General features: G+C 48.3%; 23 protein-coding genes. 12 read left to right on the top strand and 11 right to left on the bottom strand.

Features of this window, described 5'->3' with window-relative positions:
* Nucleotides 1-12: 12 nt before the first annotated feature.
* A complete protein-coding gene (locus HYN48_RS03250) occupies nt 13-885 on the bottom strand; it encodes an AraC family transcriptional regulator (RefSeq protein WP_108369766.1) in 873 nt (290 codons plus the stop codon).
* 226 nt (nt 886-1,111) lie between these two features.
* On the opposite strand from HYN48_RS03250, the gene hemA reads away from it, so the two are divergent.
* From hemA to HYN48_RS03300, 10 genes are all read left to right on the top strand, one after another.
* Nucleotides 1,112-2,368 carry a glutamyl-tRNA reductase gene (hemA, locus tag HYN48_RS03255; protein WP_108369767.1) on the top strand — a complete coding sequence of 419 codons (1,257 nt, stop codon included), beginning with the start codon at nt 1,112-1,114 and terminating at the stop codon, nt 2,366-2,368.
* Nucleotides 2,365-3,282, top strand: a complete 918-nt coding sequence (gene hemC / locus HYN48_RS03260) for a hydroxymethylbilane synthase (protein WP_108369768.1) — start codon at nt 2,365-2,367, stop codon at nt 3,280-3,282. The genes hemA and hemC overlap by 4 nt, the downstream gene beginning before the upstream one ends.
* A complete protein-coding gene (locus tag HYN48_RS03265; protein WP_108369769.1) occupies nt 3,279-3,935 on the top strand; it encodes a uroporphyrinogen-III synthase in 657 nt (218 codons plus the stop codon). Before hemC ends, HYN48_RS03265 begins: the two co-directional genes overlap by 4 nt.
* Nucleotides 3,936-3,941: 6 nt before the next feature.
* Nucleotides 3,942-4,973: a uroporphyrinogen decarboxylase gene (gene hemE, locus HYN48_RS03270; protein WP_181248515.1), complete on the top strand. Its 1,032-nt coding sequence runs from the start codon at nt 3,942-3,944 to the stop codon at nt 4,971-4,973.
* Nucleotides 4,974-5,040: 67 nt separating this feature from the next.
* Nucleotides 5,041-5,943, top strand: coding sequence for an oxygen-dependent coproporphyrinogen oxidase (hemF, locus tag HYN48_RS03275; protein WP_108369770.1), 903 nt, complete (start codon nt 5,041-5,043; stop codon nt 5,941-5,943).
* A 25-nt stretch (nt 5,944-5,968) separates the two neighbouring features.
* Nucleotides 5,969-6,961, top strand: coding sequence for a porphobilinogen synthase (gene hemB, locus HYN48_RS03280; protein WP_108369771.1), 993 nt, complete (start codon nt 5,969-5,971; stop codon nt 6,959-6,961).
* A gap of 85 nt (nt 6,962-7,046) precedes the next feature.
* Complete coding sequence (locus HYN48_RS03285) at nt 7,047-7,424, top strand: c-type cytochrome (protein WP_108369772.1); 378 nt, start codon at nt 7,047-7,049, stop codon at nt 7,422-7,424.
* A 109-nt stretch (nt 7,425-7,533) separates the two neighbouring features.
* A complete protein-coding gene (locus tag HYN48_RS03290; RefSeq protein WP_108369773.1) occupies nt 7,534-8,007 on the top strand; it encodes a methylated-DNA--[protein]-cysteine S-methyltransferase in 474 nt (157 codons plus the stop codon).
* Between the two features lie 45 nt (nt 8,008-8,052).
* On the top strand, nt 8,053-9,207 hold the full coding sequence (locus tag HYN48_RS03295) for a serine hydrolase domain-containing protein (RefSeq protein WP_108369774.1): 1,155 nt from the start codon (nt 8,053-8,055) through the stop codon (nt 9,205-9,207).
* Between the two features lie 27 nt (nt 9,208-9,234).
* Entirely contained in the window at nt 9,235-9,948 is a 714-nt protein-coding gene (locus tag HYN48_RS03300) for a 3'-5' exonuclease (RefSeq protein WP_108369775.1), read from the top strand.
* A gap of 64 nt (nt 9,949-10,012) precedes the next feature.
* Here the strand turns inward: HYN48_RS03300 and HYN48_RS03305 are convergent, their stop codons facing one another.
* Complete coding sequence (locus HYN48_RS03305) at nt 10,013-12,925, bottom strand: S8 family serine peptidase (RefSeq protein ID WP_181248516.1); 2,913 nt, start codon at nt 12,923-12,925, stop codon at nt 10,013-10,015.
* A gap of 136 nt (nt 12,926-13,061) precedes the next feature.
* Here HYN48_RS03305 and HYN48_RS03310 point away from each other — a divergent pair, with 136 nt between their 5' ends.
* A complete protein-coding gene (locus HYN48_RS03310; RefSeq protein ID WP_108369777.1) occupies nt 13,062-14,753 on the top strand; it encodes an ABC transporter ATP-binding protein in 1,692 nt (563 codons plus the stop codon).
* A gap of 7 nt (nt 14,754-14,760) precedes the next feature.
* Complete coding sequence (locus HYN48_RS03315; protein WP_108369778.1) at nt 14,761-15,210, top strand: DUF1569 domain-containing protein; 450 nt, start codon at nt 14,761-14,763, stop codon at nt 15,208-15,210.
* A 16-nt stretch (nt 15,211-15,226) separates the two neighbouring features.
* On the opposite strand, the gene HYN48_RS03320 is transcribed toward HYN48_RS03315, so the two are convergent.
* From HYN48_RS03320 to HYN48_RS03360, 9 genes are all read right to left on the bottom strand, one after another.
* On the bottom strand, nt 15,227-15,880 hold the full coding sequence (locus HYN48_RS03320; RefSeq protein WP_108369779.1) for a 3-oxoacid CoA-transferase subunit B: 654 nt from the start codon (nt 15,878-15,880) through the stop codon (nt 15,227-15,229).
* A 93-nt stretch (nt 15,881-15,973) separates the two neighbouring features.
* Complete coding sequence (locus HYN48_RS03325) at nt 15,974-16,672, bottom strand: CoA transferase subunit A (protein WP_108369780.1); 699 nt, start codon at nt 16,670-16,672, stop codon at nt 15,974-15,976.
* A gap of 105 nt (nt 16,673-16,777) precedes the next feature.
* Complete coding sequence (locus HYN48_RS03330) at nt 16,778-19,099, bottom strand: transglycosylase domain-containing protein (protein WP_108369781.1); 2,322 nt, start codon at nt 19,097-19,099, stop codon at nt 16,778-16,780.
* A 3-nt stretch (nt 19,100-19,102) separates the two neighbouring features.
* Nucleotides 19,103-19,588 carry a gliding motility lipoprotein GldH gene (locus HYN48_RS03335; RefSeq protein WP_108369782.1) on the bottom strand — a complete coding sequence of 162 codons (486 nt, stop codon included), beginning with the start codon at nt 19,586-19,588 and terminating at the stop codon, nt 19,103-19,105.
* A complete protein-coding gene (locus HYN48_RS03340; protein WP_108369783.1) occupies nt 19,572-20,972 on the bottom strand; it encodes a PSP1 domain-containing protein in 1,401 nt (466 codons plus the stop codon). Before HYN48_RS03340 ends, HYN48_RS03335 begins: the two co-directional genes overlap by 17 nt.
* Nucleotides 20,973-21,204: 232 nt before the next feature.
* On the bottom strand, nt 21,205-22,566 hold the full coding sequence (gene trhO / locus HYN48_RS03345) for an oxygen-dependent tRNA uridine(34) hydroxylase TrhO (RefSeq protein WP_108369784.1): 1,362 nt from the start codon (nt 22,564-22,566) through the stop codon (nt 21,205-21,207).
* Between the two features lie 285 nt (nt 22,567-22,851).
* Nucleotides 22,852-23,262, bottom strand: a complete 411-nt coding sequence (locus HYN48_RS03350) for a BrxA/BrxB family bacilliredoxin (protein ID WP_108369785.1) — start codon at nt 23,260-23,262, stop codon at nt 22,852-22,854.
* A 98-nt stretch (nt 23,263-23,360) separates the two neighbouring features.
* Nucleotides 23,361-24,503 carry a lycopene cyclase family protein gene (locus tag HYN48_RS03355; RefSeq protein WP_108369786.1) on the bottom strand — a complete coding sequence of 381 codons (1,143 nt, stop codon included), beginning with the start codon at nt 24,501-24,503 and terminating at the stop codon, nt 23,361-23,363.
* Nucleotides 24,504-24,538: 35 nt separating this feature from the next.
* Nucleotides 24,539-25,279, bottom strand: coding sequence for a transporter (locus HYN48_RS03360; RefSeq protein ID WP_108369787.1), 741 nt, complete (start codon nt 25,277-25,279; stop codon nt 24,539-24,541).
* Between the last annotated feature and the right edge of the window lie 83 nt (nt 25,280-25,362).

Below are 25,362 nucleotides of genomic sequence, written 5' to 3' on the forward strand. Positions count from 1 at the left end.
ATTGTTGTAAATTTAGGTATTTGGGTTGATTGACATCAGGTATTTCTTTGGGGTCGTGGCAAATTTCTTCTTAAATGCCGAAATAAAATGGCTGCCCGTGCTGTACCCAATCCTGAGCCCGACTTCATTCACGTTATACGAGCCGCTGTCGAGCAATTTGCGTGCATAGTCCATTTTGTAATCAAATAGGAAACCGTACACGGTGTCGCCGTAAATCTGCTTGAATCCCGTTTTGAGCCGCTTTAGGTTCAGGCCTACCTGGTCTGCGAGTTCCTGCAGCCCGGGCGGCTCAGCCATATTCGCAATAATGATTTCCTTCGCCCGCCGTATCTTCATTACGTTTTCCTCATCGATAAGAAATGGACACTGCTCGGCATCAGGATCCTCGCTTCGGTTGAAATACAGGCTCAGCAGTTCATAGCCTTTGCCCTTGTAGTAAAGGTTCTTGATTGACGGATTCAGGTTGAAGTGGAATAACTGGCTCAGCACAATCGCCATCGATGGGCTGATATTGCTTTCGTCATAATATTTCCTGTCCTGGTTTCCTTCGCTCAGGAACGGGATGTAGTCGGCCTCTGCAGAAAACAGCGAGTGGAATTTTTTGATAGAGATAATCATCGAGATCACCCATGAATTTGGTGCCAGTTCGAGATTCAGTGGCAGTTCCTTTTGCGGATTGTATAATAAAAGTGCTTTTTCCTCATTCAGGTCTAAACCGTAATTGCCCTGATTGAAGATAAATTTCGCTTTGCCCTTGATCCCGAAATGAAACTGAATCAATCCCTGATGTATCTGTTTTTCAGCGCGAAACACCTCGTTGCCATCGTTCTGTAATCGAAGCATTACAAAATCTTCCTCAATTTTAATCTCTTCCAATGAACCCATAGCGATGTTTTTCCGTATATGAATCTGAAATAAGCGAAAATATTTATTTAGAATAGTTCTACATAAGTCATTTCAAAAGGCTTGATTTCATTACAAATTTACAAAGATTTACGTTGTTCAGGGCATTTTGGTTTAAAATATCCCGAAGCGATACAAAAAGTCCTTACAGCGTTATTTTTATAAAAGTCATAATAATAATTTTGTTTAACTTTCTGAAGAAGTGTTTATGGCAAATAGTTACATATCGAAACACCAGTATTTTTATGCTGTGGGAGTAAGCTATAAAAAAGCGGATGCCGCAGCGCGCGGAAAATTCAGCCTCGATGACGCTGCCAAAACCAGCCTGCTGCAACAGGCGAAACAAGAAGGCATTGAGAGCCTGATTGTCACCTCGACCTGTAACCGCACTGAAATCTACGGCTTCGCGGAGCATCCTTACCAATTGATAAAATTGATTTGTGACCACAGTAAAGGCACTGCGGAGGAATTTCAGAAATCCGGTTTCGTGTACAAAAACCAGGAAGCCATCAACCACATTTTTCGCGTGGGAACGGGCCTTGACAGCCAGATTCTGGGCGATTTTGAAATCATCAGCCAACTGAAGGCCGGTTTTAGCGAATCGCGTAAATTTGACCTGATAAACACTTTTCTGGACCGCCTGATCAATGCCGTGATACAGGCGAGCAAAAAAATCAAGAATGAGACGGAAATCAGCTCCGGCGCGACGTCGGTGGCTTTCGCTTCGGTACAATATATTATCCGCAATGTGCCTGATATCCGCAACAAGAATATCCTGTTGTTCGGCGCCGGGAAAATCGGAAGAAATACCTGTGAGAATTTGGTTAAACACACCAAGAACGAACACATTACGCTGATCAACCGTACCAAAGACAAGGCTGAAAAGCTTGCGGGAAAACTGAACCTGATTGTAAAGGATTTTTCAGAATTGCATTTAGAGCTTCAAAAAGCCGATGTGGTCGTTGTGGCCACGGGCGCGCAAAACCCGACGGTCGACAAAGCCATCCTGAACCTGAAGAAACCATTATTGATCCTCGACCTTTCAATCCCGAAAAATGTAAACGAAGACGTCCAGGAACTCGAAGGGGTGACTTTAATCCACATGGACCATCTGGCGCAAATGACCGATGATACTTTGGAAAACAGGAAAAAACACATTCCTGCCGCCGAAGCCATTATCGAGGACATCAAGGAAGAATTTGTGAACTGGACCAAGGCACGTAAATTTGCCCCAACCATCAACGCGCTGAAAGAAAAACTGAATGCGATAAAAGATTCAGAACTGGATTTCCAAAGCCGGAAAATTGCCGGATTCAATGGAGAACAGGCCGAGATTATCAGTGCGCGCATCATCCAGAAAATCACCACGCATTTTGCCAATCATCTTAAAGACGACAACACCATGGTCGATGAGAGCATTGAATGGATTGAAAAAGTGTTCCAGATTGAAGCTTCCGCAAAATGAGCAAAACCATCCGGATTGGGACACGCGACAGCGAACTTGCTCTATGGCAGGCGCACACGGTCGAAAAAAAACTCAATGATTTAGGGTATTCCACTGAGATTATCGCCGTGAAATCTGCCGGTGATATCATACTCGACAAACCACTGTACGAATTAGGAATTACGGGAATTTTTACCAAAACGCTCGACATCGCCATGATCAACGGCCAGGTGGATATTGCCGTACATTCGATGAAAGATGTGCCGACGGCTTTGCCGAAAGGCATTGTCCAGGCCGCAGTTTTGGAAAGGGCAAACGAAAAAGACATCCTGGTCTACAACGGAAACGAGGATTTCTATCACGAAAACGCCACCATCGCCACCGGAAGCCTACGCCGTCAGGCACAATGGCTGAATCGGTTCCCACACCACACCACAGTTGACTTACGCGGAAACGTAAATACACGATTACAAAAATTAAAGGACAACAAATGGAACGGTGCCATTTTTGCCGCCGCAGGACTGGAACGACTCAACCTGAAGCCCGAAAACCATATCGATCTGGACTGGATGATCCCGGCTCCGGCACAGGGTGCCATGGTCGTCGTGAGCATGCAGCATGACGATTATTGCACTGAAGCAGTGGCAAAACTGAATCATTTCCATACCGAAATATGCACGAAAATTGAACGTGATTTCCTAAAACAACTCGAAGGCGGCTGCACGGCGCCGATCGGGGCCCTGGCAGAAATCATCGGGAACGACATCCGTTTTACGGGCGTTTTGTGTTCGCTCGACGGAAAGGAGAAAATCAATATTGAAAAAGCAATCGCTATAGACCAATATCACCATTTCGGCAATCAATGCGCTGTCGAAATTCTGGAAAATGGCGGTGAAGCGGTCATGGAGAAAATCCGGAAAGATTTAAACAAATGATCCGTATCCTTTCCACAAAAAAGCTGTTGCCGAACCAGAGGCAGTTTTTGCTGCATGCAGGATTATCGGTCGTCGAAGCCGATTTTATTTCGATTCAGGCGAAACCATTCACGTTCACTGAGATTTTTGACAACCTGATTTTCACCAGTGCCAACGCCGTAAAAGCTGTAGCCGAACATCCTGATGTACAGGAAATCCGTCGCAAACCGTGTTTTTGTGTAGGCGAAAAAACAGCAGCGTTGCTTGACGAAGTGGGGTTTACAGTGATGGAAACTGCTGACAATGCATCAGATTTGGCAGCAATCATCAAAAATAATTATGCGGCCGACAGCTTTACTTTTTTTTGCGGAAGCCTGCGGATGGAAACGCTGCCGGTGAGTCTGAAAATTTCCGGAATCCGTTTTAATGAAATGCAAGTATATGAAACGGTTTTGGCACCCAAAAAAATAAAATCCGAAGTGGATGGGTTGCTTTTTTTCAGTCCGTCAGCTGTCGAAAGTTATTTAATGGAAAATAAAATTGACAATCAAACCTGCTTCTGCATCGGTGCCATCACCGCAAAAGCATTGGAGAAACAAACAAAAAATATCGTGATGGCAAACAAGCCCAGCGTGGAAAACGTCATCATACAAACCATACAACATTTTAAATAAATACCTGTGTCAACAATAAAAAACGACCTATTCCTGAAAGCCCTGCGCGGCGAAACCGTACAGAGACCGCCCGTTTGGATGATGCGCCAGGCTGGAAGATATTTGCCTGAATTCATAGCATTGCGCGATAAATATGATTTCTTCACGCGTTGCCAGACGCCGGAACTTGCTGCCGAAATTACCGTACAGCCAATCCGCAGGATTGCTCCGGATGCGGCAATCCTGTTTTCGGATATTCTTGTCGTCCCCCAGGCAATGGGTATTGAAGTGCTGATGAAAGAAAGCGTTGGCCCATTTTTACCAAACCCGATCCGTACGCCGCAGGATGTCGAAAAAGTGATTGTGCCGAATATCGACGAAACCTTAGGCTACGTCATGGATGCCATCAAACTGACCAAGGAAATGCTCAATGATGAAGTGCCGCTGATCGGTTTTGCCGGTTCGCCCTGGACAATTTTCTGTTATGCCGTCGAAGGCAAAGGCTCGAAAAGTTTTGATACCGCCAAAGGATTCTGCTTTACGCATCCGGAAGCCGCACACGTATTATTGCAGAAAATCACCGATACGACGATTGCTTATTTAAAGGAAAAAGTGAAAGCCGGTGTCAATGCCGTACAGGTTTTCGACAGTTGGGGCGGCATGCTTTCGCCGGTGGATTATCAGGAATTTTCATGGAAATACATCAACCAGATCGTGGAAGCTTTGGCACCCGAGACACATGTAATTGTTTTTGGAAAAGGCTGCTGGTTTGCTTTGGGCGAAATGGGCAAAAGTAAAGCGTCTGCGCTGGGCGTAGACTGGACCTGCTCAGCAAGGAATGCCCGTTATCTTTCAGGCGGAAATATTACCTTACAGGGGAATTTTGACCCATCGCGCTTATTATCGCCGATTCCGACGATTAAGAAAATGGTGCACCAGATGATTGACGAATTCGGGAAAGACAAATATATAGTGAATTTGGGTCATGGGATTTTACCCAATATTCCGGTGGATCATGCAATGGCTTTTGTGGATGCCGTGAAGGAATACAATCAATAAAACATGACGACCCAGAACTTCGTTTTTGATGACCTGAAGCTGTTTAACAACCATCGGTAACTGCAAAATGAAAGATCAATTTTACCAGTACATCCAATCTCTGCAGGACACGATCTGTGCCGCACTCGAAAAATCGGACGGTTCAGCCAAATTCCGCGAAGACCTCTGGGAACGGCCTGAAGGCGGTGGCGGAAGGACACGCGTGATCGAAAATGGCGCAGTCATTGAAAAAGGCGGCGTTAATATTTCTGCGGTTCATGGTCAATTGCCGGACACGATGCGTCAACTGTTCAATGTGGGTGAAGCCGATTTTTTTGCCTGCGGATTAAGCCTTGTTATCCATCCAAAAAACCCGATGGCACCTACGGTTCATGCCAACTGGCGTTATTTCGAAATGTATGATGCCGATGGAAATATCATAGACCAATGGTTTGGTGGCGGCCAGGATTTAACGCCTTATTATCTGTTTGATGAAGATGCAAGACACTTCCATCAAACCTGTAAAACCGCCTGCGACAGGCATTCGGAAGTATTTTACCCGAAATACAAAGTCCAGTGTGATGCCTATTTCTGGAACGCTCACCGTCATGAAGCACGCGGTGTAGGCGGGTTGTTTTTCGATTACTGTAAAGCCAATGAGGGCATGACAATGCAAAGCTGGTATGAGTTTGTAACTGAAGTCGGGAACAGTTTTACCGAAGCCTACATCCCCATTCTTGACAAAAGAAAAAACCTTTCCTACAACGATGCGAACCGCAACTGGCAGGAAATCCGTCGCGGACGCTACGTCGAGTTTAACTTAGTTCATGATAAAGGCACGCTGTTCGGACTGAAAACCAATGGCCGCATTGAAAGCATTTTGATGAGTTTGCCGCCAAGAGTACAATGGGTGTATGACCATCATCCGGCAGCAGGAAGTGAAGAGGAAAAATTGATTAAAGTGTTGGAAAGCCCAATCAATTGGGTTTGATTATTATAAATTTTGAATTTTTAAAATGAATCAGTTTAATAGAAATCGTCGCCTCCGGGTAAATGAATCCATAAGAAGTATCGTCCGCGAAACCTCGCTTTCACCCCAGGATTTCATGCTCCCCATGTTCGTCGCAGAAGGAAAAGACATTAAATCCGCGATACCATCAATGCCCGGCATTTACAGGCACTCGCTGGACCATACCATCAAGGAAGTCAAGGAAGCCTGGGAGCTGGGCATCCGGGCCGTCAATATTTATGTGAAGGTGTCCGAAAACCTCAAGGACAACACCGGAAAGGAAGCCTGGAACAAGGACGGACTGATGCAGCAAACCATTAAGGCCATCAAAGATGCCGTGCCGGAAATGATCGTCATGCCCGATGTCGCGCTCGACCCGTATTCTATCTATGGCCACGACGGCATTATTGAAAACGGCTATGTCGTCAACGATCCCACGATTGATGCACTGACACGCATGAGCCTTTCCCATGCCGAAGCCGGTGCCGACTTCGTTGCTCCTTCCGACATGATGGACGGCCGCGTATATGCGATAAGGAAAGCATTGGAAGAAAACGGCCACCATAACGTTGGCATCATGAGCTACAGTGCAAAATATGCGTCGGCGTTTTATGGCCCGTTCCGCGACGCGCTGGATTCTGCGCCTGTCGATGCACAAAATATCCCAAAAGACAAGAAGACCTACCAGATGGATTATGCTAACCGCATCGAGGCGATCAAGGAAGCGCTCGACGATGTCGCTGAAGGTGCTGATATCGTGATGGTAAAACCCGGAATCGCTTACCTGGACATCGTCCGTGAAGTGAAAAATGCCGTAAATGTTCCCGTGGCCGTTTACCATGTTTCGGGGGAATATGCAATGATCAAAGCGGCTGCCGAGCGTGGCTGGCTCGACCATGACCGCATTATGATTGAGCAGCTGTATTGCATCAAGCGTGCCGGGGCGAGCTTAATTTCGACGTATTTTGCCAAAGAGGCTTCGGCTTTGTTAAACAGATAATTTTTTAAGGAGCTAATCCCGCTTTCGCCTTTATCTCTCCGCTGCGCTACGAGGATATCGGCTCAATCGGGGCTAGGGATTGAACATGAAAACAACATTTGCACTATTATTGACCGCGGTACTTTTCATCAGCTGCAAAAAAGAAGCACCGAAATCCGAATTGTATCCCGAAGCTGCGGAAACACAAACACCTATAGATTTAGGAAAGGAGATTTTCAACGGCAAAGGAAACTGTTTCGCCTGCCATCGCGAAGACCAAAAAGTCATCGGGCCAAGCATACAGGAAATTTCCAGAACCTATAAAGCCAAAAAAGGCAATCTTGTCGAGTTCCTGAAAGAAAATGCCGATCCGTTGGTTGATCCATCCCAATATGAAGCGATGAAAGTCAACCTGCAACTGACGAAGACATTTTCAGACGGGGAATTGAAGGGGTTGGAGGCATACATTTATTCTTTTGAGTAGCGCCGCCTGACAGCGATAAAACGTTCTTTTCGATGTCGCAGGATCCCGGCCAAAAAAACTGCCGCGCCGCCGCTTTGCAACTCTGCCTCTTTCTGATTACTTTTATCAAATGCAAACCGCTTACATCAAGACCCCTCTCGGAACCGCCGAAATTTCAGGAGATGAAAACGGCATTTGTAAAATCTCAATCCAAAGTGCGGAAAAGGAAATATCCGAAAAAATCCCCGCCGAACTGAAAGAAGCGGTTACCCAGCTCCGGGATTATTTTAAAGGCGAAAGAACCGATTTTACTTTCAGGATGAACCCGTCCGGCACCGAATTCCAAAAAAGCGTCTGGCAGGAATTGATCAAAATCCCATACGGTAAGACGGTTTCCTATATGGACATTACCAAAAAGCTCGGCGATGTCAAGGCAATCCGCGCGGTAGCCTCGGCGAATGGCAAAAACCCATTGTGGATTGCTGTACCGTGCCATCGCGTCATCGGTACCGATGGTTCACTTACCGGATATGCAGGCGGACTCTGGCGTAAAAAATGGCTTTTGGAACATGAATCGCCCTCGGCACAGCAAAGCCTTTTCTGACAGAAATAAATTTTCGCTACATTCGTACAGCTAACCTTCCGCTATATGAAATCCCTTAAAAAATTCCTGCTTTGGTTTTTCGGCATCCTGATGGTGCTGGTTGCCGCTTTGTACCTTACCGGGTACGGCTATCTTCTTACGGCCGTACGCACGATATATTTCCACGGGCATGTGACCGCATTTCTCGACGATTACCAGTATTTCGACAATCGTACCGTCGCTAAAGGCGAGCCCCAGCCCTGGGCAGAAGCCAAAGATTACAATAAGGTGGCGCAAACCCATGCGCTCGATTCAATCAACAGGAAAACCGGTACCGTGGCATTCCTGATCATTAAGAATGACAGCATCTGGCATGAGGCATATTATGACGGATATGACAAGGACTCCAGATCCAATTCCTTCTCAATGGCCAAAAGCGTCGTTTCGGCAGCTTTGGGAAAAGCCATCACCGAGGGTAAAATCAAAAGCCTGGACCAGAAGGTTTCGGATTTCTTTCCCGAATTCAAAGACGGGAAATCGGCCAACATGACTGTCGGCGATTTGTCGTCGATGGCTTCAGGACTCAATTGGGATGAATCCTATTACAGTCCGTTTTCAATCACGACACGCGCTTATTTTGACGACGACCTGAATTCGGTAATCCTCGGACTGAAAGGAACGACAGACCCTGGAAAATCTTACCTATACCTTAGTGGCAACACCCAGCTGCTCGCCATGTGTATTGAAAAGGCGACCGGAAAAAGCCTGGCCGATTATGTATCTGACAGTTTTTGGAAACCGATGGGCGCAGAAAACGAGGCGCTTTGGCAAACCGATCATAAGGACGGGATGGTCAAAGCCTATTGCTGTATTGCTTCCAATGCGCGGGATTTTGCGCGTTTCGGCAGGCTTTACAAGCAGTATGGGAAATGGAATGGCAAACAGCTTATCGACAGTGCGTTTGTCGCCAAATCCATCAAACCGAGATTTGATGAGTCGCCACAATATGGTTACGGCTGGTGGCTGTTTGACCACGATGGCAAGAAAGGCTATTGCATGCGGGGGCACCTGGGCCAGTATGTGATCGTGCTTCCCGACCAGGATGTCCTCATCGTAAGGCTCGGCAAAAGCACGATTAAAACGACAACTGACAGTCCGTTTGGTGATGATTTTTATGTATATTTGGAAGAAGCGACCAAGATGCTGTCGAATAAGAAATGATACACGCCGAAATTCTAAATACACGCCATGATAGACAAAATCCAACTACAGAACATCCTGTTCCTCGACATTGAAACTGTTCCGTGTGAGGAGCACTACCACAATCTGGACCCCGAATGGCAACTGCTCTGGGAACAGAAAACCCAGTACCAACGACGGGACGAGTACACGCCGGAAGCTTTTTACGACCGCGCGGGCATCTGGGCGGAATTCGGTAAAATTATCTGTATCTCCGCGGGATATTTCACGTTAAAGGGTGACATCCGGCATTTCAGGGTGACGTCGTTTTTTGGCGATGAAAGCAACCTGCTACGGGAGTTCAACAACCTGCTCAACAACCACTTTGGCCAGCCACAACATGTGCTGTGCGGACATAACGCAAAGGAATTCGACATCCCGTTCCTCGCCCGGCGGATGATCATTAACGGTATTGCAATCCCATCCAAACTGAATCTTTTCGGCAAGAAGCCATGGGAAATACCGCACTTAGACACCCTGGAATTGTGGAAGTTCGGGGATTATAAACACTTTACCTCATTAAAATTACTCACCAAAGTCCTTGGTATTCCGTCTCCAAAAGGCGATATCGACGGGAGCCAGGTGGGTCATGTTTATTATGTCGAGAAAGACATTGACCGCATCATTACCTATTGTGAAAAAGATGTGGTGGCCGTCGCGCAGGTATTTTTAAGGCTGCGGCGCGAGGAATTGCTTGTTGACGAGGAAATCATACATGTCTAAAAAAGAAAATCCGGGAAACAGCATGACAAATAGCTGTTTCCCGGATTTACACACTTCTGAAAGGCTATTTGCTCAGCACCACTTTCTTTGAAACGCGAAATTTATCATTTTCAAACGACAACACGTAGATGCCATCTTCGAGCGAACTGATATTCATGCTGTCTGAAACGGCCTGGGTCTGTTTCGAAAAGATTTTCCTTCCCCGCAGATCATACAGGGTGATGGTGGTCGCATCCGCACCATCCGGAAGCCTGACATTCAACACGCCTTTGGTCGGGTTCGGATATACCGATATTGCCGCTTCGAATTGCTGGCTGCCGGTGTTCAGGTTGGCCGGTACGACATTACAGAAATTGAGGCTGAAATTGTTGATGGTTCCACCGTCTCCGTTATAAGCATCAACCACATAGAGTGTCCAGATGCCATCTGCAGGCATGCTGTTAAAACTGCTTAACGGATCGACAGGCCTCACGGTTCCCGAAATGCCGGGATTCGCGCCGCAGACAAAAGGCGTTCCCGCATCGCTCACGGTAGCAATGATATTGTCATTATCGCCGCAAGGTTCTTCAAACAACCTGATGAATGGGTTGCCGATAGCGTCCGGGCCTTCGAGGTATACGGTGAAATCTTCAATGTAGGTATGGGCGATATTAAGGTTCACAGAGAGGTTGCCAACGGTCATTCCGCCGGATACGTTAATCGGTACAGAGCCAACCGAATTGGCCGTATCCGCAATAGCCGCATTGGAGTAATCTGTCGCAGTATACACGATGTTGCAGGTCTGAGATCCTGTATCAAACCTGTTTATGGTATTTGAGGCTGCCTGGCCGCAGATATTGATTGGAAGCACCCTCCAGTAATATTTCGTAGCCTCATTCAATCCGGTCAGCGTGTAATCGGTTTGGGTGGTGACGGTGTCGGTCATCAAAGTGATGAAATCCGGTGTGGTGGCAACCTGTAAGCGATAGCTTTGCGCGTTGTTGTCAGGCTCCCAGTCAAGATTCAGCGTCGTGGCCAGTCCCTGTTGCATGTTCGCGGGCGCGTTCAATTGCACATTCCCAAATTCCGGGGTATAAATCCTGAGATTCACATTCTTGATTTCTTCCTCTGTATCAGTTTGCCCTTTGAAACCGACTACATAATCGCCGGGAGCGAGAACCTGAAGATTGGAAAGCGTCATCGTGACAGCGTCCGGCAGTGCCAATGATGGTTCGCTGAAAGTTGCAACCACTCCGGGCGGCAATCCCACCGCCGAAAACGTAGTGGTGTTAAATGAAGTCGTATTGAAATTGAAGCTGTATGATGCCGTACCTGAACTGCAGACCACCTGGTCCGGTGATGATGGCGTCAATGAAAATTCCGAATCGGTGCCGGTGACAATCAGCGAGAATTTCTGGGAGCCGCCTACGAGTGTGCCTTTGTGGGTCACCGTAATGGTGTATGTACCTGTCGCGTTCAAAACATCAACACGCTCCACGTTGTCTACGTTATTGTCAGACGTGTTGGTTGCCGCCAGGTTCGCATTGGCGCGTAATTTCCATGGAAAATAAACCGCCGCGTTCTTTGTAACCCTGATATCCAGATCATTAACCAGCGCAGGTGTCGTGTCATTGAGGTTCCCGCTACCGACATTGCCGGGAACGTCGGTCCAGGCGATCGTAGCCATCAGCGGACTGACACCACTTGCGTTTACCGTCATGCTAAACGTTTGTCCCTGGGTAAGGGTTTCCTCTGTGATCACGGATGCTGTGCCATTGCCCGAAATAGCCTCCGCAGCCTTTTTCCCGTTAAGCAGCCCCCAGCCGAAAACAGCGTCCGGACCCGAAATACCGGCATCATCAGCCGTATGGCAGGCCAGTGCTTTGAGCGTTGCCGATTTCATAAAATGCTGGTTTACATTGTTGTAATGTTGCTGGAGCAGCAGCAATGTTCCCATGACATTGGGAGATGCCATCGATGTCCCGGAGATACTGCCGTAATCGGTATCGCTGCCTTCAAATGTCGAATATAAATTGGTGCCGTTCCCGGTGATGTCCGGCTTGATGCGCAAATCATCCGCCGGTCCTTGGCTGCTGCTGCTGTTAATGGAAACCGATACCAGGTTACCCGACTGTGAAATCACCGCGTCCTGACAGTTGGCCACAACGAGGTTGTTTTTAGACACTTTGTTGCCCGTAAGCTTGTCAAATCCCGACGTAGACCCCTGACTGTTCAGATCATCCCCGTTATTCCCCGCCGAAGCCACCATAAGATAATAGGGTGAATTGTAGGCAATCTCATCCCAGGACCTGGCATCGTCATCATAGGACCCGATATACCAACCCGGCACCGAGGTTGACGGCACGCCGTAGGAATGATTGGAAAGCAACATCCCGGCCTGCACTTCTGACAGCGCTTCGCCCGTGTCGTTGGTCCAGTTGAACGTCCGTGCATTGGCCATCGGTGCCATGCCCTTTGCCGCCGGATCTACTCCCGCAGCCACGACCGTTCCCGTAACGTGTGTCGAATGGAAATTATTTCCGTCAGGGCCGGCAGTTGCGTCTACGACAGCGACGCGCCCACCGAATTCCTGGTGTGAGGCACGTACTTTCCCACCGTCCCAGATGCGTGCGGTCATGCCTTGCCCTTTGAGGTTATAAACCGACTGCAGCACATTGGCACGGGTTGAATTGGCCGCATTCACGTTTGAGGTGGAATAGTAAATCGGGAAACCCTGCGGCGAAAGTTTCATAAGCTCCTCGTAAGAACCGTCGCGCGCAGTCCTGAATTCCGGCCAGCCATTTACCGCGGCTGCTTCGAGCGCTTTCTTTTTTTCGATTTCAGACTTGCGTGTGTATCGCTGCTCGAGCGATTTCAGTTTATTGAGGTCGTATGTTTTAACGATCTCTCCGACCTGTTTCGCATTCTGGGAAAAGGCAGCGGCCGAAATAAGCATCGCTACAGCGACCAGGGCATTGATTCTGGATAGTGTTTTCAAGATAGTTTTCTTTTTTAGGAAAGTTGGCCAAATATATACGCATTTCATGAGTAAGTGGTGCGTTCCCTTGTTAAATTTTAAGATTTAAACCCCGTGCAACCAAGTGGCTCCCGGGTATTTTTACTATTTTTATGCGATGAATCCAAAACCTTTGCTGGCCGTACAGGACCTAAGCATTTCTTTCAAGGGGAAGGACGGATGGCAATCCGTTGTCCACCATATCTCCTACACGCTGTACGCAGATGAAATCCTGGGAATCGTCGGGGAGTCCGGATCAGGAAAATCCGTCTCCTCGCTGGCTGTCATGGGCTTGCTTCCTAAGGAGATATCCAAAATATCGTCAGGTTGCGTGCTTTTCGAAGGCAATGACATTTCGAAATTAAGTACTAAAGCCATGAGGCAACTGCGCGGAAATGACATCGGAATGATTTTCCAGGAGCCGATGAGTTCGCTGAACCCTTCATTGTCCTGTGGTTACCAGGTGCTCGAGGTATTGCTGACGCATACGAGGCTGTCTGAAAAAGAGGCCAAGGCAGAAGTAATCTCATTATTTGAGAAGGTGAAATTGCCCGATCCTCATGCCCTGTACGGACGATACCCACATGAAATTTCAGGCGGCCAGAAGCAGCGTGTCATGATTGCGATGGCCATTGCGTGCAAACCCAAACTGCTGATTGCTGACGAGCCTACCACGGCGCTCGACGTTACCGTCCAGAACGAAATCATACTGTTGCTCAAAGAAATACAGAGAGAAACCGGAATGAGCATCATTTTTATCTCACACGACTTGTCGCTGGTTTCCGAAATCGCCGACCGCGTACTGGTGATGTACAAAGGCGACATTGTGGAACAGGGCGAATCCAAGACCGTATTCCACCATCCCGAACACCTCTACACCAAAGCGCTGATCAGTTCGCGCCCATCGCTTGACGTACGCCTCAAGCGCCTTCCGACAATCCATGACTACCTCAACCACGAGGTGCCTGACGAAGTCTTTTCTGCGGAAGCGAGAAAAAACAGGCAATCCGTACTGTATCAGAATCCCCCGTTACTCGAAGTGCGGAATGTCGAAAAGGAATACTTTTCAGCCGTCGGGCTGTTCGGCAAAAAACACGGTTTTAAGGCCGTAAACGATGTCAGTTTTGATCTGTACGAAGGCGAGACCCTGGGGTTGGTAGGCGAGTCGGGCTGTGGAAAATCGACGCTTGGCAACGTCATCCTCCAGCTGGACAAAGCAACCGCCGGGCAGGTCCTGTACCGCGGGAAAGACATTACGAAACTGGATGCCGCAGCCATCAAGGCCCTGCGCCGAGAGATCCAGATTATTTTCCAGGATCCTTATTCATCGCTGAATCCGAGGATTCCGGTCGGGAAAGCGATTATGGAACCGATGCAGGTGCATGGCCTCTATAAAAATGACCGGGAACGCAAAGCCAAAACCATTGACATCCTGCAACGCGTTGGCCTCGGTGAAGAACATTTTCACCGTTACCCGCATGAGTTTTCGGGCGGGCAGCGGCAGCGTATCGGGATTGCCCGGACCATAGCCTTGCACCCTAAACTGATTGTTTGCGACGAATCGGTGTCGGCTCTTGATATTTCGGTGCAGGCGCAAGTGCTGAATTTACTGAATGAACTGAAGGAGAATTTCGGTTTTACCTATATTTTCATCTCACATGACCTTGCCGTGGTGAAGTACATGAGCGACCAGGTGCTGGTGATGAATAAGGGCAGGATTGAGGAAATCGGCGATGCGGATGCGATTTACGCGCATCCTCAGGCGGCTTACACAAAAAGGCTGATTAACGCTATACCGAAAGGAAATTAATTACCGTATGCCTGATATCTTTAACGCTGCAGACAATAAAGAGCTGGTCATCCGACTTGAAAGACTGTCTCCGGAAGCCACGCCCCTGTGGGGGAAAATGACTGTTTCCCAGATGCTGCTGCACTGCCAGAAACCCCTGGATGTTGCTACCGGCAGGCTCGCCCTGAAGTCGGGCATTATTGGTTGGCTTTTCGGGAAAATGGCCAAGAAAAGCTTCCTTAAAAATCTTGGATTCGGGAAAAACTCCCCCACAGCCCCACAATTTAAGATTGCAGAAACACCGGATTTCACAAGAGAAAAAAAGACGTTAATGGATTTGGTATTGGAATTCGGTCACAAAGGACCGGCAGTAATCATAAATAAAAAGCACCCTTTCTTTGGGCAGATGACCGATGAGGAGTGGGGCCAGCTGCAGTACATCCATCTCGATCATCATTTGAAGCAGTTTGGGCAGTAGGCTGAAAAACCTGGGTCTAGATTACCATTTCCGGAATTTCTCCTTCAATAATCAATTCGGCCTCCGTTGAGGCAATGATATGTTCTACGGTTACGCCGGGAGCACGTTCAAGTAATTTAAACCCTTTTGGTGTGATTTCCATCACGGCCAGTTCGGTTACAACTTTTTTCACACAGCCGACACCGGTCAATGGCAAAGTACAACGCTTCAATATTTTTGACTCGCCGGCTTTGTTGACGTGCATCATCGCTACGATAATGTTTTCTGCGGAAGCGACCAGATCCATCGCGCCGCCCATACCTTTGACCATTTTACCGGGAATTTTCCAATTCGCGATATCGCCATTTTCGGCCACTTCCATTGCACCCAGGATTGTCAGGTCGACTTTTTGGCTACGGATCATCCCGAAGCTGAAAGCCGAATCAAAGAAACTCGCGCCTGGCAGTGTGGTTATGGTTTGCTTTCCGGCGTTGATTACATCAGCGTCTTCTTCCCCTTCAAAAGGAAACGGGCCCATGCCCAGCACGCCGTTTTCACTCTGGAATTCCACTGAAATATCGGTGCGGACATAATTGGCAACCAAAGTCGGAATCCCGATACCCAGGTTTACATAATATCCGTCTTTGACTTCCTTCGCAATTCTCTTTGCAATTTCTTCTTTACCGAGCATAGTTTACAGTTTACGGCTTACAGTTAACAGTGGTCCAAACGGCAAACAGTATTCTTGTGTATTTCTGTAAACCGTTACTGTTGACTGCTAAGTCTATTTTTTCCTTACAGTTCGTTGTTCAATCCTCTTCTCAAATTTTGCTCCTTTGAAAATCCTTTGCACCAGAATTCCGGGAATGTGGATTTCATTCGGGTCCAGACTGCCGGCAGGGAGTAACTCCTCAACTTCGGCAATGGTTATTTTCCCGGCTCCTGCCATAGGTGCATTGAAATTCCTGGCTGTACCTTTAAAAATCAGGTTGCCCGCTTCGTCGCCTTTCCAGGCCTTTACGATGGAAAAGTCGGCTTGGTACGCATGCTCAAGTATGTGCATCTTCCCATTAAATTCTCTTGACTCTTTTCCCTCAGCGACTTCCGTCCCGTAGCCGGCAGGCGTAAAAAAGGCCGGAATTCCGGCTTGTGCGGCGCGGCATTTTTCGGCTAAAGTCCCTTGTGGCGTGAGTTCGACCTCAAGTTCGCCGGACAGCATCTGGCGCTCAAATTCGGCATTTTCACCAACGTAGGATGAAATCATTTTCTTAATCTGTCGCTTCTGTAAAAGCAATCCAAGTCCGAAATCGTCGACGCCCGCATTGTTCGAAATGCAGGTCAGGTTCCTGACATCCATACGGACGAGTTCGGCGATGCTGTTTTCCGGTATGCCGCAAAGCCCGAAACCACCCAGCATGATGGTTTGCCCGTCGCTAATCCCGGCGAGCGCTTCACTGACAGTATTTACTTTCTTGTTGATCATATCGTGGTTGTTAGCCCGGATGGAAGCGGCATCCTTTTTCCTGCTCCTTTAGCAGGGAAAAGATACAGCGCACAGCCGGATTGGCTTCAAATAAAAATCATGGGTTTAACCGCCCAGATCCAGTTCCTCCGTATCCTGCTCCTGACCCCCCTCGGTATCGGTGGTGTCCTTTACCACAGGGGTATAACAGTCTACCTTGATGGCCAGATTCGCGGGGCGTTTGAATGGTTCCATAGAAACTTTCAGCGAACTGTCGCCATAGCATTTTTTCATGAACATGGCCCAGATGGGCAGCGCTGCCGTAGCACCTTGTCCGTAGGTAATGCCTTTAAAGTGGGCCGAACGGTCCTCGTTCCCAACCCACACGCCGGCTGCGAGGTCCGGAACCATCCCGACGAACCAGCCGTCAGATTGATTTTGGGTTGTTCCGGTCTTACCCGCAATCGGGTTTTTGAAAACGTATGGGTAACCGGTCACGCGATTGTAACCGTTGCCGCCACCCTGCGTCCTTAAACGCGCTCCGGAACCGGACTCGGTCACCCCTTCGAGCAATTTGAGGACGGCATAAGCAATATCCTTGTTGAGTACATCGTGCGATTCGGTCACCGGCTTGTACAGTTCCACGCCATTCTTGTCCTCAATCTTCACGATCACCTGGGGCTTGACGTACACGCCTTCGTTAGCAAAAGTACTGTAAGCCGCGACCATATCCTCAACGGTGATTTCCACCGCGCCCAAAGCAATCGAGGGTTGTGCCGGGATGTCTGACTTGACGCCCAGTTTATGTGTCAGGTCAATGACCGCTTCCGGCCCGACCTTGTCTATCAGTTTTGCGGACACGGTGTTGATTGAAAGGGCCAGCGCCTTTTTGAGGGTCACCATACCGCGGTACTCCCCGTTGGAGTTGTTGGGCGTCCAGTTTTCAGTAACGTGGTGTCTTCCTTTCGGGATGGTGAACGGCGAATCAAGGATTGAGTCGCACGGTGACATTCCCGCCTGCTCGATGGCCGTGGCATACACGAACGGCTTGAATGTCGATCCGACCTGGCGGGCTCCCTGTGCCACGTGATCGTACTGGAAATGTTTGTAGTTGATACCGCCTACCCAGACTTTTACGTTCCCGGTGCGTGGCTCCATGGCCATCATTCCGGTTTGAAGGAAATGCTTGTAATACCGTATTGAATCGTTAGGGGTCATTATGGTATCTTTTTCACCCTTCCATGAAAACACCTTCATCTTGGTTTTCACGTTGAATGATTTCAGGATTTCCTCTTCGGATTTGTCCTCGGCTTTCATCAGGCTCCAGCGTTCTGAGTTCTTCCGCGCGCGCATCATCAGCCTTTCGGTTTCGGCCTCGTTCAGATTGACAAAGGGGGCATTTTTATTGGTTTTCTGCTGGCTCCAGAATTCCTGTTGCAGGTTGGCCATGTGGTCCGTAACAGCTTCCTCGGCGTAGGTCTGCATGCGGGAGTCAATCGTAGTGTAGATCTTGAGCCCGTCGGTATAAATGTCGTAATCGCTGCCGTCCGGCTTTTTGTTTTCCTTGACCCATTCCTTCATAAAGTCACGCAGGTATTCGCGGAAATACGTCGCGATCCCGTCGGTATGGCTCTCTGGGTGAAAGTGCAGTGTGATGGGTTTCTCTTTCAACACCGTCGCTTTTTCCTTGTCCAGCACGCCATTGCGCACCATTTGATCCAAAACAATGTTGCGGCGCGTCTTCACACGTTCGGCGCGGCGTACCGGGTTGAAATAGGATGGATTGGTAAGCATCCCGACAAGCATGGCGCTCTCCTCAATATTGAGGTCTTTCGGCTCTTTGCCGAAATACACTTTGGCCGCAGAACGGATGCCCACGGCGGTGTTCACGAAATCGGCTTTATTAAAATACATCGCGATGATCTCGTTTTTCGTGTACTGTCGTTCAAGGCGCACGGCGATAATCCATTCCTTGGCTTTCTGTATCACACGGAACGGAAGGAATCTCGATCCTTCCCCGTGGAACAGCATCTTGGCGAGTTGTTGTGTCAACGTACTCGCACCGCCATTGGTCCCCAATCTCATTACGGCGCCCACGGTTCGTTTGCCGTCAATACCGGAATGCTCGTAGAAACGCTCGTCTTCAGTCGCAACCAACGCTTTCACAAGATGGGGCGGCAGGTCTGAATATTTTACCGAAGTACGGTTTTCATTGTAAAATTTACCGATCGTGACGCCATCTGCCGAAATGATCTCAGTAGCCAGGTTGGAATTCGGGTTTTCAAGCTCGTCAAACGAAGGCATGTGCCCTAAAAGCCCCCAGGACGCAAGCAGGAAAAAAAGAAAAATCCCGCCGAGCGTGTACAAAAATACGCGCCAGAACTTTTTCCTGTAATAATCAATATCCCTGACGACGTCCGGTTTATTGTTGTTTTTTTTAATTGCCATAGCTTATTCTGTTGATTCGATCCTGAAACCCACATCGGTGACGCCCGCCAGTTCCGCAACGCCCGGGATTTTTCCGGTCTGGCGTACGGCATGGCTGATGCGCACCTGATATTCACCCTGTTTCGGGAATTTCATTTTTTCTTTATAAAACAGCTTATTTTCCTTGACGTCGGTAAAACCGTCACCCAGCAGCGAACCGTCGGGCTCTGTCATCTGGTATTGCAGCGTATCGACTTTTGTGAGTCCGCCGGGCTGCTCCAATGCCACAATCAGGAACAGATTGCTGAATTGGTAATCTTTGTTGTCGCGGATGTTCACGAACAGGTTGTATGCCTTTACGGTGTCCGGGCTTTGGAATTTAAACGTCACAACGCTGTCTTTTTTCCAGGCCGCCCCCACCGATTTGTATTCGTCAAACACGCGCTTCTTGTCGCAGGAGGCGAGCAAAGACAACGTTAAAAGCAATACTATACTATTCTTTAGGCCCATTGTTGCCCTGGTTTTTATTGTCCGATGGTTTCCTGTTCCGGTTGCGGTTGTTGTTATTCCGGGGTTTGTCGCCGGCCGGCCTGTTTTGTCCCTGCGGCCTGTTGTCCGCGGTATTCTTATTTTCGCCTGAATTCCTGTTCTCGTTTCTAGGCGGACGGTTTTCGTTGCGCTGCCGGTTCTCATTACGGTTGTCGTTGCGCTGGCGGTTGTCGCCGTTCGGACGGATGACTTCACTCGCTACGGCAGCCGTGTCTCCGGGCTTGCGTTTTTTGTTGTTCGGCCTTTTTCGTTTCTTCGGCTGGTCGAAACGGGTCAGGCTTTCCTGGCCCATCGCATTGTTGAAATCCTTTTCAGGAGCAGGTGCTGCTTCGACAGCGTAATCTTCAAGCGAAGAGACTTTGTTTTTCTCTTTGTTTTCGGCAATGATTTCCTTGACCTGCTCGATTTTCAGCGTGTGCCAATTGGCGAAATTATCGGTGTAGGCAAACCACATGAGCCCTTTGAATATGTCCTGCTTCTGGCACACCGCCATGCCTTTCTCGGTCATCAGCTTGGTATCGAAATCAGGAAATCCCTGTAAGGCGTCCATGTAAGTATCCAGTTCATAGTTCAGGCAACATTTCAGCTTACCACATTGTCCGGCCAGTTTCTGCGGATTCAGCGACAATTGCTGGTACCGTGCTGCGGAGGTATTCACGCTGCGGAAATCCGTCAGCCAGGTAGAGCAGCACAGTTCCCGTCCGCACGACCCAATGCCGCCCAGACGCGAGGCTTCCTGACGAAAACCAACCTGTTTCATTTCGATCCTGGTAGAGAATTCGCGTGCAAAATCTTTGATCAAGAGCCTGAAATCGACGCGGTCCTCGGCAGTGTAATAAAAGGTGGCTTTAGAACCGTCGCCCTGGAATTCAATATCCGAAATCTTCATCTGCAGTTTCTGGGCTATGGCGAGTTCACGCGCGCGCACTTTCATCGGCTCTTCCTTATCACGGGCCGCCGACCAGATATCGATGTCTTTTTGAGAGGCCTTACGGTACACTTTAGGCACTTCTGCGTTGTCCTTCACCCCTTTCTTCTTCATCTGGATGCGCACCAGCTCGCCCGTCAGCGTGACAATCCCGATGTCGTGCCCCGGAGACGCCTCGGTTGCTACGATATCGCCAATGCTCAAAGTCAGTTTCTCCGTGTTTCGGTAAAATTCCTTGCGCCCGTTCTTGAAACGGACTTCTATGCAATCAAATGGCGCTTCGCCATTCGGTAAATTCATATTTGATAACCAATCGAAAACCGTCAGCTTGTTGCAGCTGTCTGTTCCGCAGGTCCCATTGTTCTTACAACCCTTCGGCGCTCCGCCGTCAGCAGTTGAGCAACTTGTACATGCCATATTTTATATGTAGTGTTGTGACGCGCACAACTTAAGTTCGTAAAACGTTTTGCGGGTAAAGATAGTATATTTTAGAGAAAAGTGGCAAAGTAACTGACCGGCAAAGTCGCAAAGTTTTTAAATGCAAAAACTGCTTCATCTTATGAAACAGTTTTGATTTTTTGGCGCGCTTTATCCCGGTGTCGCCTTTATCTTCGTTCGTGCCTCACAGGGGAGGCCGGGGCTATCGGGGCTAAGCGTTTTGTCGTTCAATGACATATAATTTGTCCGAAAGACGAATCCTGAATGGTAATTTGAACGAAACCACATTTCCCTTTACGGCCGTTTGCGCCGGAGCGTCGTTTACAAACATTTCCCTTATTTCCATTTGCTCCTCGCCGGTGGTCGGGCCTTTAATCAGGACTTCATCGCCGATTTTCAATTCACCGGACTCCATAAAAAACTGTCCAATTGATGCTCTTGGAAAAAAATGAAGTCCTTTCCCGATAAGCTTCTTTTTGGGTGCTGCACGTTGGGTATTGGGTTTTGGTGCCTGCTCCGTTAATTTTGAAATTGGATGTTCCGCATTTTTGTACGTCAGTTTATCGGATTTTCCTTTTTTGAAAATCATATTGCCGTTCTTGATGCCGCGCCGGATTTCCTTTTGCGCCTCTTCCGGCAAATGGATCACTGAAACACAGTCTGTAGAACAGCAGTTTTCCATCGAAGCTTTGCAGTCATCACATTGTATGAAAAGCAAATGGCAGCCTTCGTTGGCGCAATTTGTATGGTTGTCGCATGGCTTACCGCATTGGTGGCATTGCGAGACGATATCATCGGTAATCCGCTCGCCTAACCTGTGGTCGAACACGAAGTTTTTCCCGATGAATTTGCTCTCCAATCCTTCTGCCTTGACCTGACGCGTGTACTCAATGATACCGCCTTCGAGTTGGTATACATTCTCAAAACCTTTGTGCTTAAAATACGCGCTGGCTTTCTCGCAACGGATGCCGCCGGTGCAGTACATCAGCAGTTTTTTGTCCGATTTGTGTTCGGCGAGCTGTTCCTCAATGATCGGCAATGATTCGCGGAAGGTATCGACGTCAGGCTTAATCGCTTTCGTAAAATGCCCGATCTCGCTTTCATAATGGTTTCTCATGTCCACGACAATCGTGTCGGGATCTTCAAGCAGTTCATTGAATTCCTTCGCCTTGAGATGGATTCCGATGTTGGTCGCATCAAAAGTATCGTCGTTGAGTCCGTCAGCGACAATCTTATCACGCACCTTAATCGTGAGCTTTAAAAACGAATGGTCATCGTGCTCAACTGCGACATTGAGCCGGATGCCTTTCATAAAATCGTATTGTTCGATGGTGTCCTTGAATTCGTAGAAATTGTCTGCAGGCAAGGAAAGCTGCGCGTTGATCCCTTCGCGGGCAACATAAATCCTCCCCAAGACCTCCAGCGGATTCCAGGCCAGGAACAGTTCATTTCTAAATTGTGTCGGATTTTCAATTTGCGCATAAGCGTAGAAAGACAACGTGAGTCGTTGCTTTCCGGCGTCATCAATAAGGACGGCACGTTCTTCTGCGCTTAAAGTGTTGTACAGTTGCATGCTATAAACAGTTTTAAGTGGAGTTATTTTCGGATGCAAAGTTAAAGGAAAGATCCGTATTTGCAAGACCTCAGCACACTCCGCGTTTTATGAGAAATCCGCGGCAACGGCGATGCCCTCATTTGCGGGAGGAAGCCCTGGCTCCGATTACTTTCGGTCAGTTCAGCCTTTGGCCTCGGGTGCGGCGGAGGGACAGATATTGCGAAAAGTGGGAAATAGCTCCAAAAAAAAAAGCACCGAAAACCGGTGCTCTAACATGTTGCGATGGTGCCGCGCTGTAACTGATTAACAATACTCGTTGTATGCGTCCTGCAGGTTTTCAGCAATCATTTCTGCAGGTCGGCCTTCGATGTGATGGCGTTCGAGCATGTGGACGAGTTCACCATCCTTAAACAAGGCCATGCTTGGCGATGACGGCGGGAATGGGAACATGTGCTGGCGGGCCGCATTGACGGCGTCCGTGTCAACACCGGCGAAAACCGTCACAAGGTGGTCTGGTTTTTTGGCGCCATTAAGGCTCATTCTGGCACCGGGGCGCGCATTGCGTGCGGCACATCCGCAAACGGAATTCACCACAACGAGCGTCGTGCCTTTTTTTGCGACAGCCTGTTCTACTGCCTCTGCGCTATATAGTCCTTCAAAGCCGGCGTCTGTAAGTTCAGCACGCATGGGGCTTACCATTTCTTCGGGATACATATTTTTAAATTTTAAATGTTGAGTTGCAAAGTTACTCAGAAATTCGTGCCGCTGTTCAGGCAGCGATAAAGATTTACTATCCGTTTTATAGCCAAATCCTATCGGAATATCCTGCGGACCAGCGCCCTGATGAACAGCCCTTTCGGACATTGCCATATCACCTGCAGGTCTTCATAGAGGGTGGTTTCGCCATCAAGGAATTTAAGTATCAGTGCGGGATGTGACTTCCTGAACATCGCACTGAAAATCATGGCGCCTTTTTCATTATTCTCAGACAGGATATCGAGCAGCAACAAGTCATAAAACCAAAAGCGGTCGTTTTTGTGGAACTTACTGAAGTCGGCCTGACGCTGCAGGAAATGCACCAGGCGTTTTGAAAGTTTATCGGAATTTTTAAACGTAAATCCTGTACTTGCCTTGGTCCAGCCACCTGCCGATCCGATATGTACGATGTTTTTGGTATTGTGCTTCCAAAATCGGTATGAAGTCATCGGGATGCTGCCGCGTTCCTTTTCGACAATCTTGTAATTCGCAATGTGTAGATCCGACAGATAGGCTGTAATTGCAGCTTCATACTCGTGTTGCGGCAAAAGATCTTTTGAAAATAACGTATACTCCACAATCGCTTCCGTATCAGAAACCGGCAGCACATACATAAACCGCGTATTTCCTTTTTGCGGAACCGAGAAATCCATAAACGTCGCGACATTCGGGTCAAAAGAAGGCGTTTCCGTCTTCACCCTCCAACCGACGAAATGTTGCTGCAGCAGCGGAAATCCTGTTTGCTCCAAAACCGGTTTTTGGTCATAAACGCTGTTGAAGAGCTTCCGGCACGAAAAATCATCCGCATCCGTCTGCACGACCACGTTCCCGGCAGATTCGCTGTAACCGGTCACCCTGCATTGCACAAACTCGATATTAGACTGCAATGCGATCCGTTTCAGGATTTTGTTATAAAAATCAATCCCCCGGATCATCTTATATTCGTACGGCGACAAGTCCATCTTACGGCTGGAGTTTTCGTTCTTAAACCAAACGTACCGCCATTTCTGCGTGAGGATTTTGTCCCACGCCCCTTTGCCGGTTTCCCAAAAACACCAGGTCCGGTCATTGGTTTGCTTGGCATCCTGATCCAGCAATAAGATCTTTTTATCTGAAAATCCCCCGGACTTGACCATCTGGTTAAGCGTCATCAGTGCGGCCAACCCGGTGCCCGAAAAAATATAGTCGTAATGCTTCATCTGATGATTTAAAGCATAAAGATAGATTTTTACACTTACAAACGAAACGAAAATCCGACCGCAGCGTAATAATCGGGTGCATTCTCGCTGATTCCGATACCAGCGGAAACATCTACCATCATATCGTTTGACAGTAAATAGGTAAATCCGCCGTCGCATCGGTGATCAGGCCTGGATTTTTGCGGTGAGAAACCGTATAATTCCACGTAGCAACCCGCCTTGCCCGAAAGCGAAATTCCGGTTGTCAGCGTATAAATAAAGGTGGGTTCTGGTGTTTCACCATCCCACTCGGCACCCAGGTTGTAGCCCAATGACAGCCTGTCAGACAAGGTGTGTTGCATGGTAAAACGAAACTCCGGCGCGTAAAACGTGGCTTTCATTTCTTTCGACGCGAGGTCAGGAATGGCAAGGTGCGCGATGAACGACGTTTTTGGCACGATGCCCTGTTCTTCAGCCAGCCTGGTCTTGAACCCGATTAAAACGGGATTCAGCCCTGAAACCTTTTGGTCAAACTCTTCCCTGAATTCAAACTCCAGGATCAGCCGCAGTTCAAAATGGTCGTTTACGCCAAATTTTATAAGGGACGATGGCGCGGTGACAGCCTGCGCGTCTGCGTTTGCCTTTTCATACGAAAAACCGTTTTCCATCTGGAACATGCCTTTAGGGACCAGTGCCGGCGTTTCGGTCTGGTCCGGGCGGTCGGTCTGTATGGGCTGGACTAGTTGTGCCAAAAGGCCCAGCGGCAGCATCAGTAGTATCAGTGAAAATTTTTTCATAATTTATTTTTAGACAAATCTAAAAATATTATTTTGCAAACAAAAATATTATTTATATTTGCTTTGAAAAAAATACGTTCGTT

Source organism: Flavobacterium magnum (genome assembly GCF_003055625.1).
In the GTDB taxonomy this organism is placed as follows: domain Bacteria; phylum Bacteroidota; class Bacteroidia; order Flavobacteriales; family Flavobacteriaceae; genus Flavobacterium; species Flavobacterium magnum.

What these genes read in the sequence shown, in the direction of transcription:
- HYN48_RS03250 (WP_108369766.1), bottom strand. Translation starts at nt 885, where the DNA reads ATGGGTTCATTGGAAGAGATTAAAATTGAGGAAGATTTTGTAATGCTT.
- hemA (WP_108369767.1), top strand. Translation starts at nt 1,112, where the DNA reads ATGGCAAATAGTTACATATCGAAACACCAGTATTTTTATGCTGTGGGA.
- hemC (WP_108369768.1), top strand. Translation starts at nt 2,365, where the DNA reads ATGAGCAAAACCATCCGGATTGGGACACGCGACAGCGAACTTGCTCTA.
- HYN48_RS03265 (WP_108369769.1), top strand. Translation starts at nt 3,279, where the DNA reads ATGATCCGTATCCTTTCCACAAAAAAGCTGTTGCCGAACCAGAGGCAG.
- hemF (WP_108369770.1), top strand. Translation starts at nt 5,041, where the DNA reads ATGAAAGATCAATTTTACCAGTACATCCAATCTCTGCAGGACACGATC.
- hemB (WP_108369771.1), top strand. Translation starts at nt 5,969, where the DNA reads ATGAATCAGTTTAATAGAAATCGTCGCCTCCGGGTAAATGAATCCATA.
- HYN48_RS03285 (WP_108369772.1), top strand. Translation starts at nt 7,047, where the DNA reads ATGAAAACAACATTTGCACTATTATTGACCGCGGTACTTTTCATCAGC.
- HYN48_RS03290 (WP_108369773.1), top strand. Translation starts at nt 7,534, where the DNA reads ATGCAAACCGCTTACATCAAGACCCCTCTCGGAACCGCCGAAATTTCA.
- HYN48_RS03295 (WP_108369774.1), top strand. Translation starts at nt 8,053, where the DNA reads ATGAAATCCCTTAAAAAATTCCTGCTTTGGTTTTTCGGCATCCTGATG.
- HYN48_RS03300 (WP_108369775.1), top strand. Translation starts at nt 9,235, where the DNA reads ATGATAGACAAAATCCAACTACAGAACATCCTGTTCCTCGACATTGAA.
- HYN48_RS03310 (WP_108369777.1), top strand. Translation starts at nt 13,062, where the DNA reads ATGAATCCAAAACCTTTGCTGGCCGTACAGGACCTAAGCATTTCTTTC.
- HYN48_RS03315 (WP_108369778.1), top strand. Translation starts at nt 14,761, where the DNA reads ATGCCTGATATCTTTAACGCTGCAGACAATAAAGAGCTGGTCATCCGA.
- HYN48_RS03320 (WP_108369779.1), bottom strand. Translation starts at nt 15,880, where the DNA reads ATGCTCGGTAAAGAAGAAATTGCAAAGAGAATTGCGAAGGAAGTCAAA.
- HYN48_RS03325 (WP_108369780.1), bottom strand. Translation starts at nt 16,672, where the DNA reads ATGATCAACAAGAAAGTAAATACTGTCAGTGAAGCGCTCGCCGGGATT.
- HYN48_RS03330 (WP_108369781.1), bottom strand. Translation starts at nt 19,099, where the DNA reads ATGGCAATTAAAAAAAACAACAATAAACCGGACGTCGTCAGGGATATT.
- HYN48_RS03335 (WP_108369782.1), bottom strand. Translation starts at nt 19,588, where the DNA reads ATGGGCCTAAAGAATAGTATAGTATTGCTTTTAACGTTGTCTTTGCTC.
- HYN48_RS03340 (WP_108369783.1), bottom strand. Translation starts at nt 20,972, where the DNA reads ATGGCATGTACAAGTTGCTCAACTGCTGACGGCGGAGCGCCGAAGGGT.
- trhO (WP_108369784.1), bottom strand. Translation starts at nt 22,566, where the DNA reads ATGCAACTGTACAACACTTTAAGCGCAGAAGAACGTGCCGTCCTTATT.
- HYN48_RS03350 (WP_108369785.1), bottom strand. Translation starts at nt 23,262, where the DNA reads ATGTATCCCGAAGAAATGGTAAGCCCCATGCGTGCTGAACTTACAGAC.
- HYN48_RS03355 (WP_108369786.1), bottom strand. Translation starts at nt 24,503, where the DNA reads ATGAAGCATTACGACTATATTTTTTCGGGCACCGGGTTGGCCGCACTG.
- HYN48_RS03360 (WP_108369787.1), bottom strand. Translation starts at nt 25,279, where the DNA reads ATGAAAAAATTTTCACTGATACTACTGATGCTGCCGCTGGGCCTTTTG.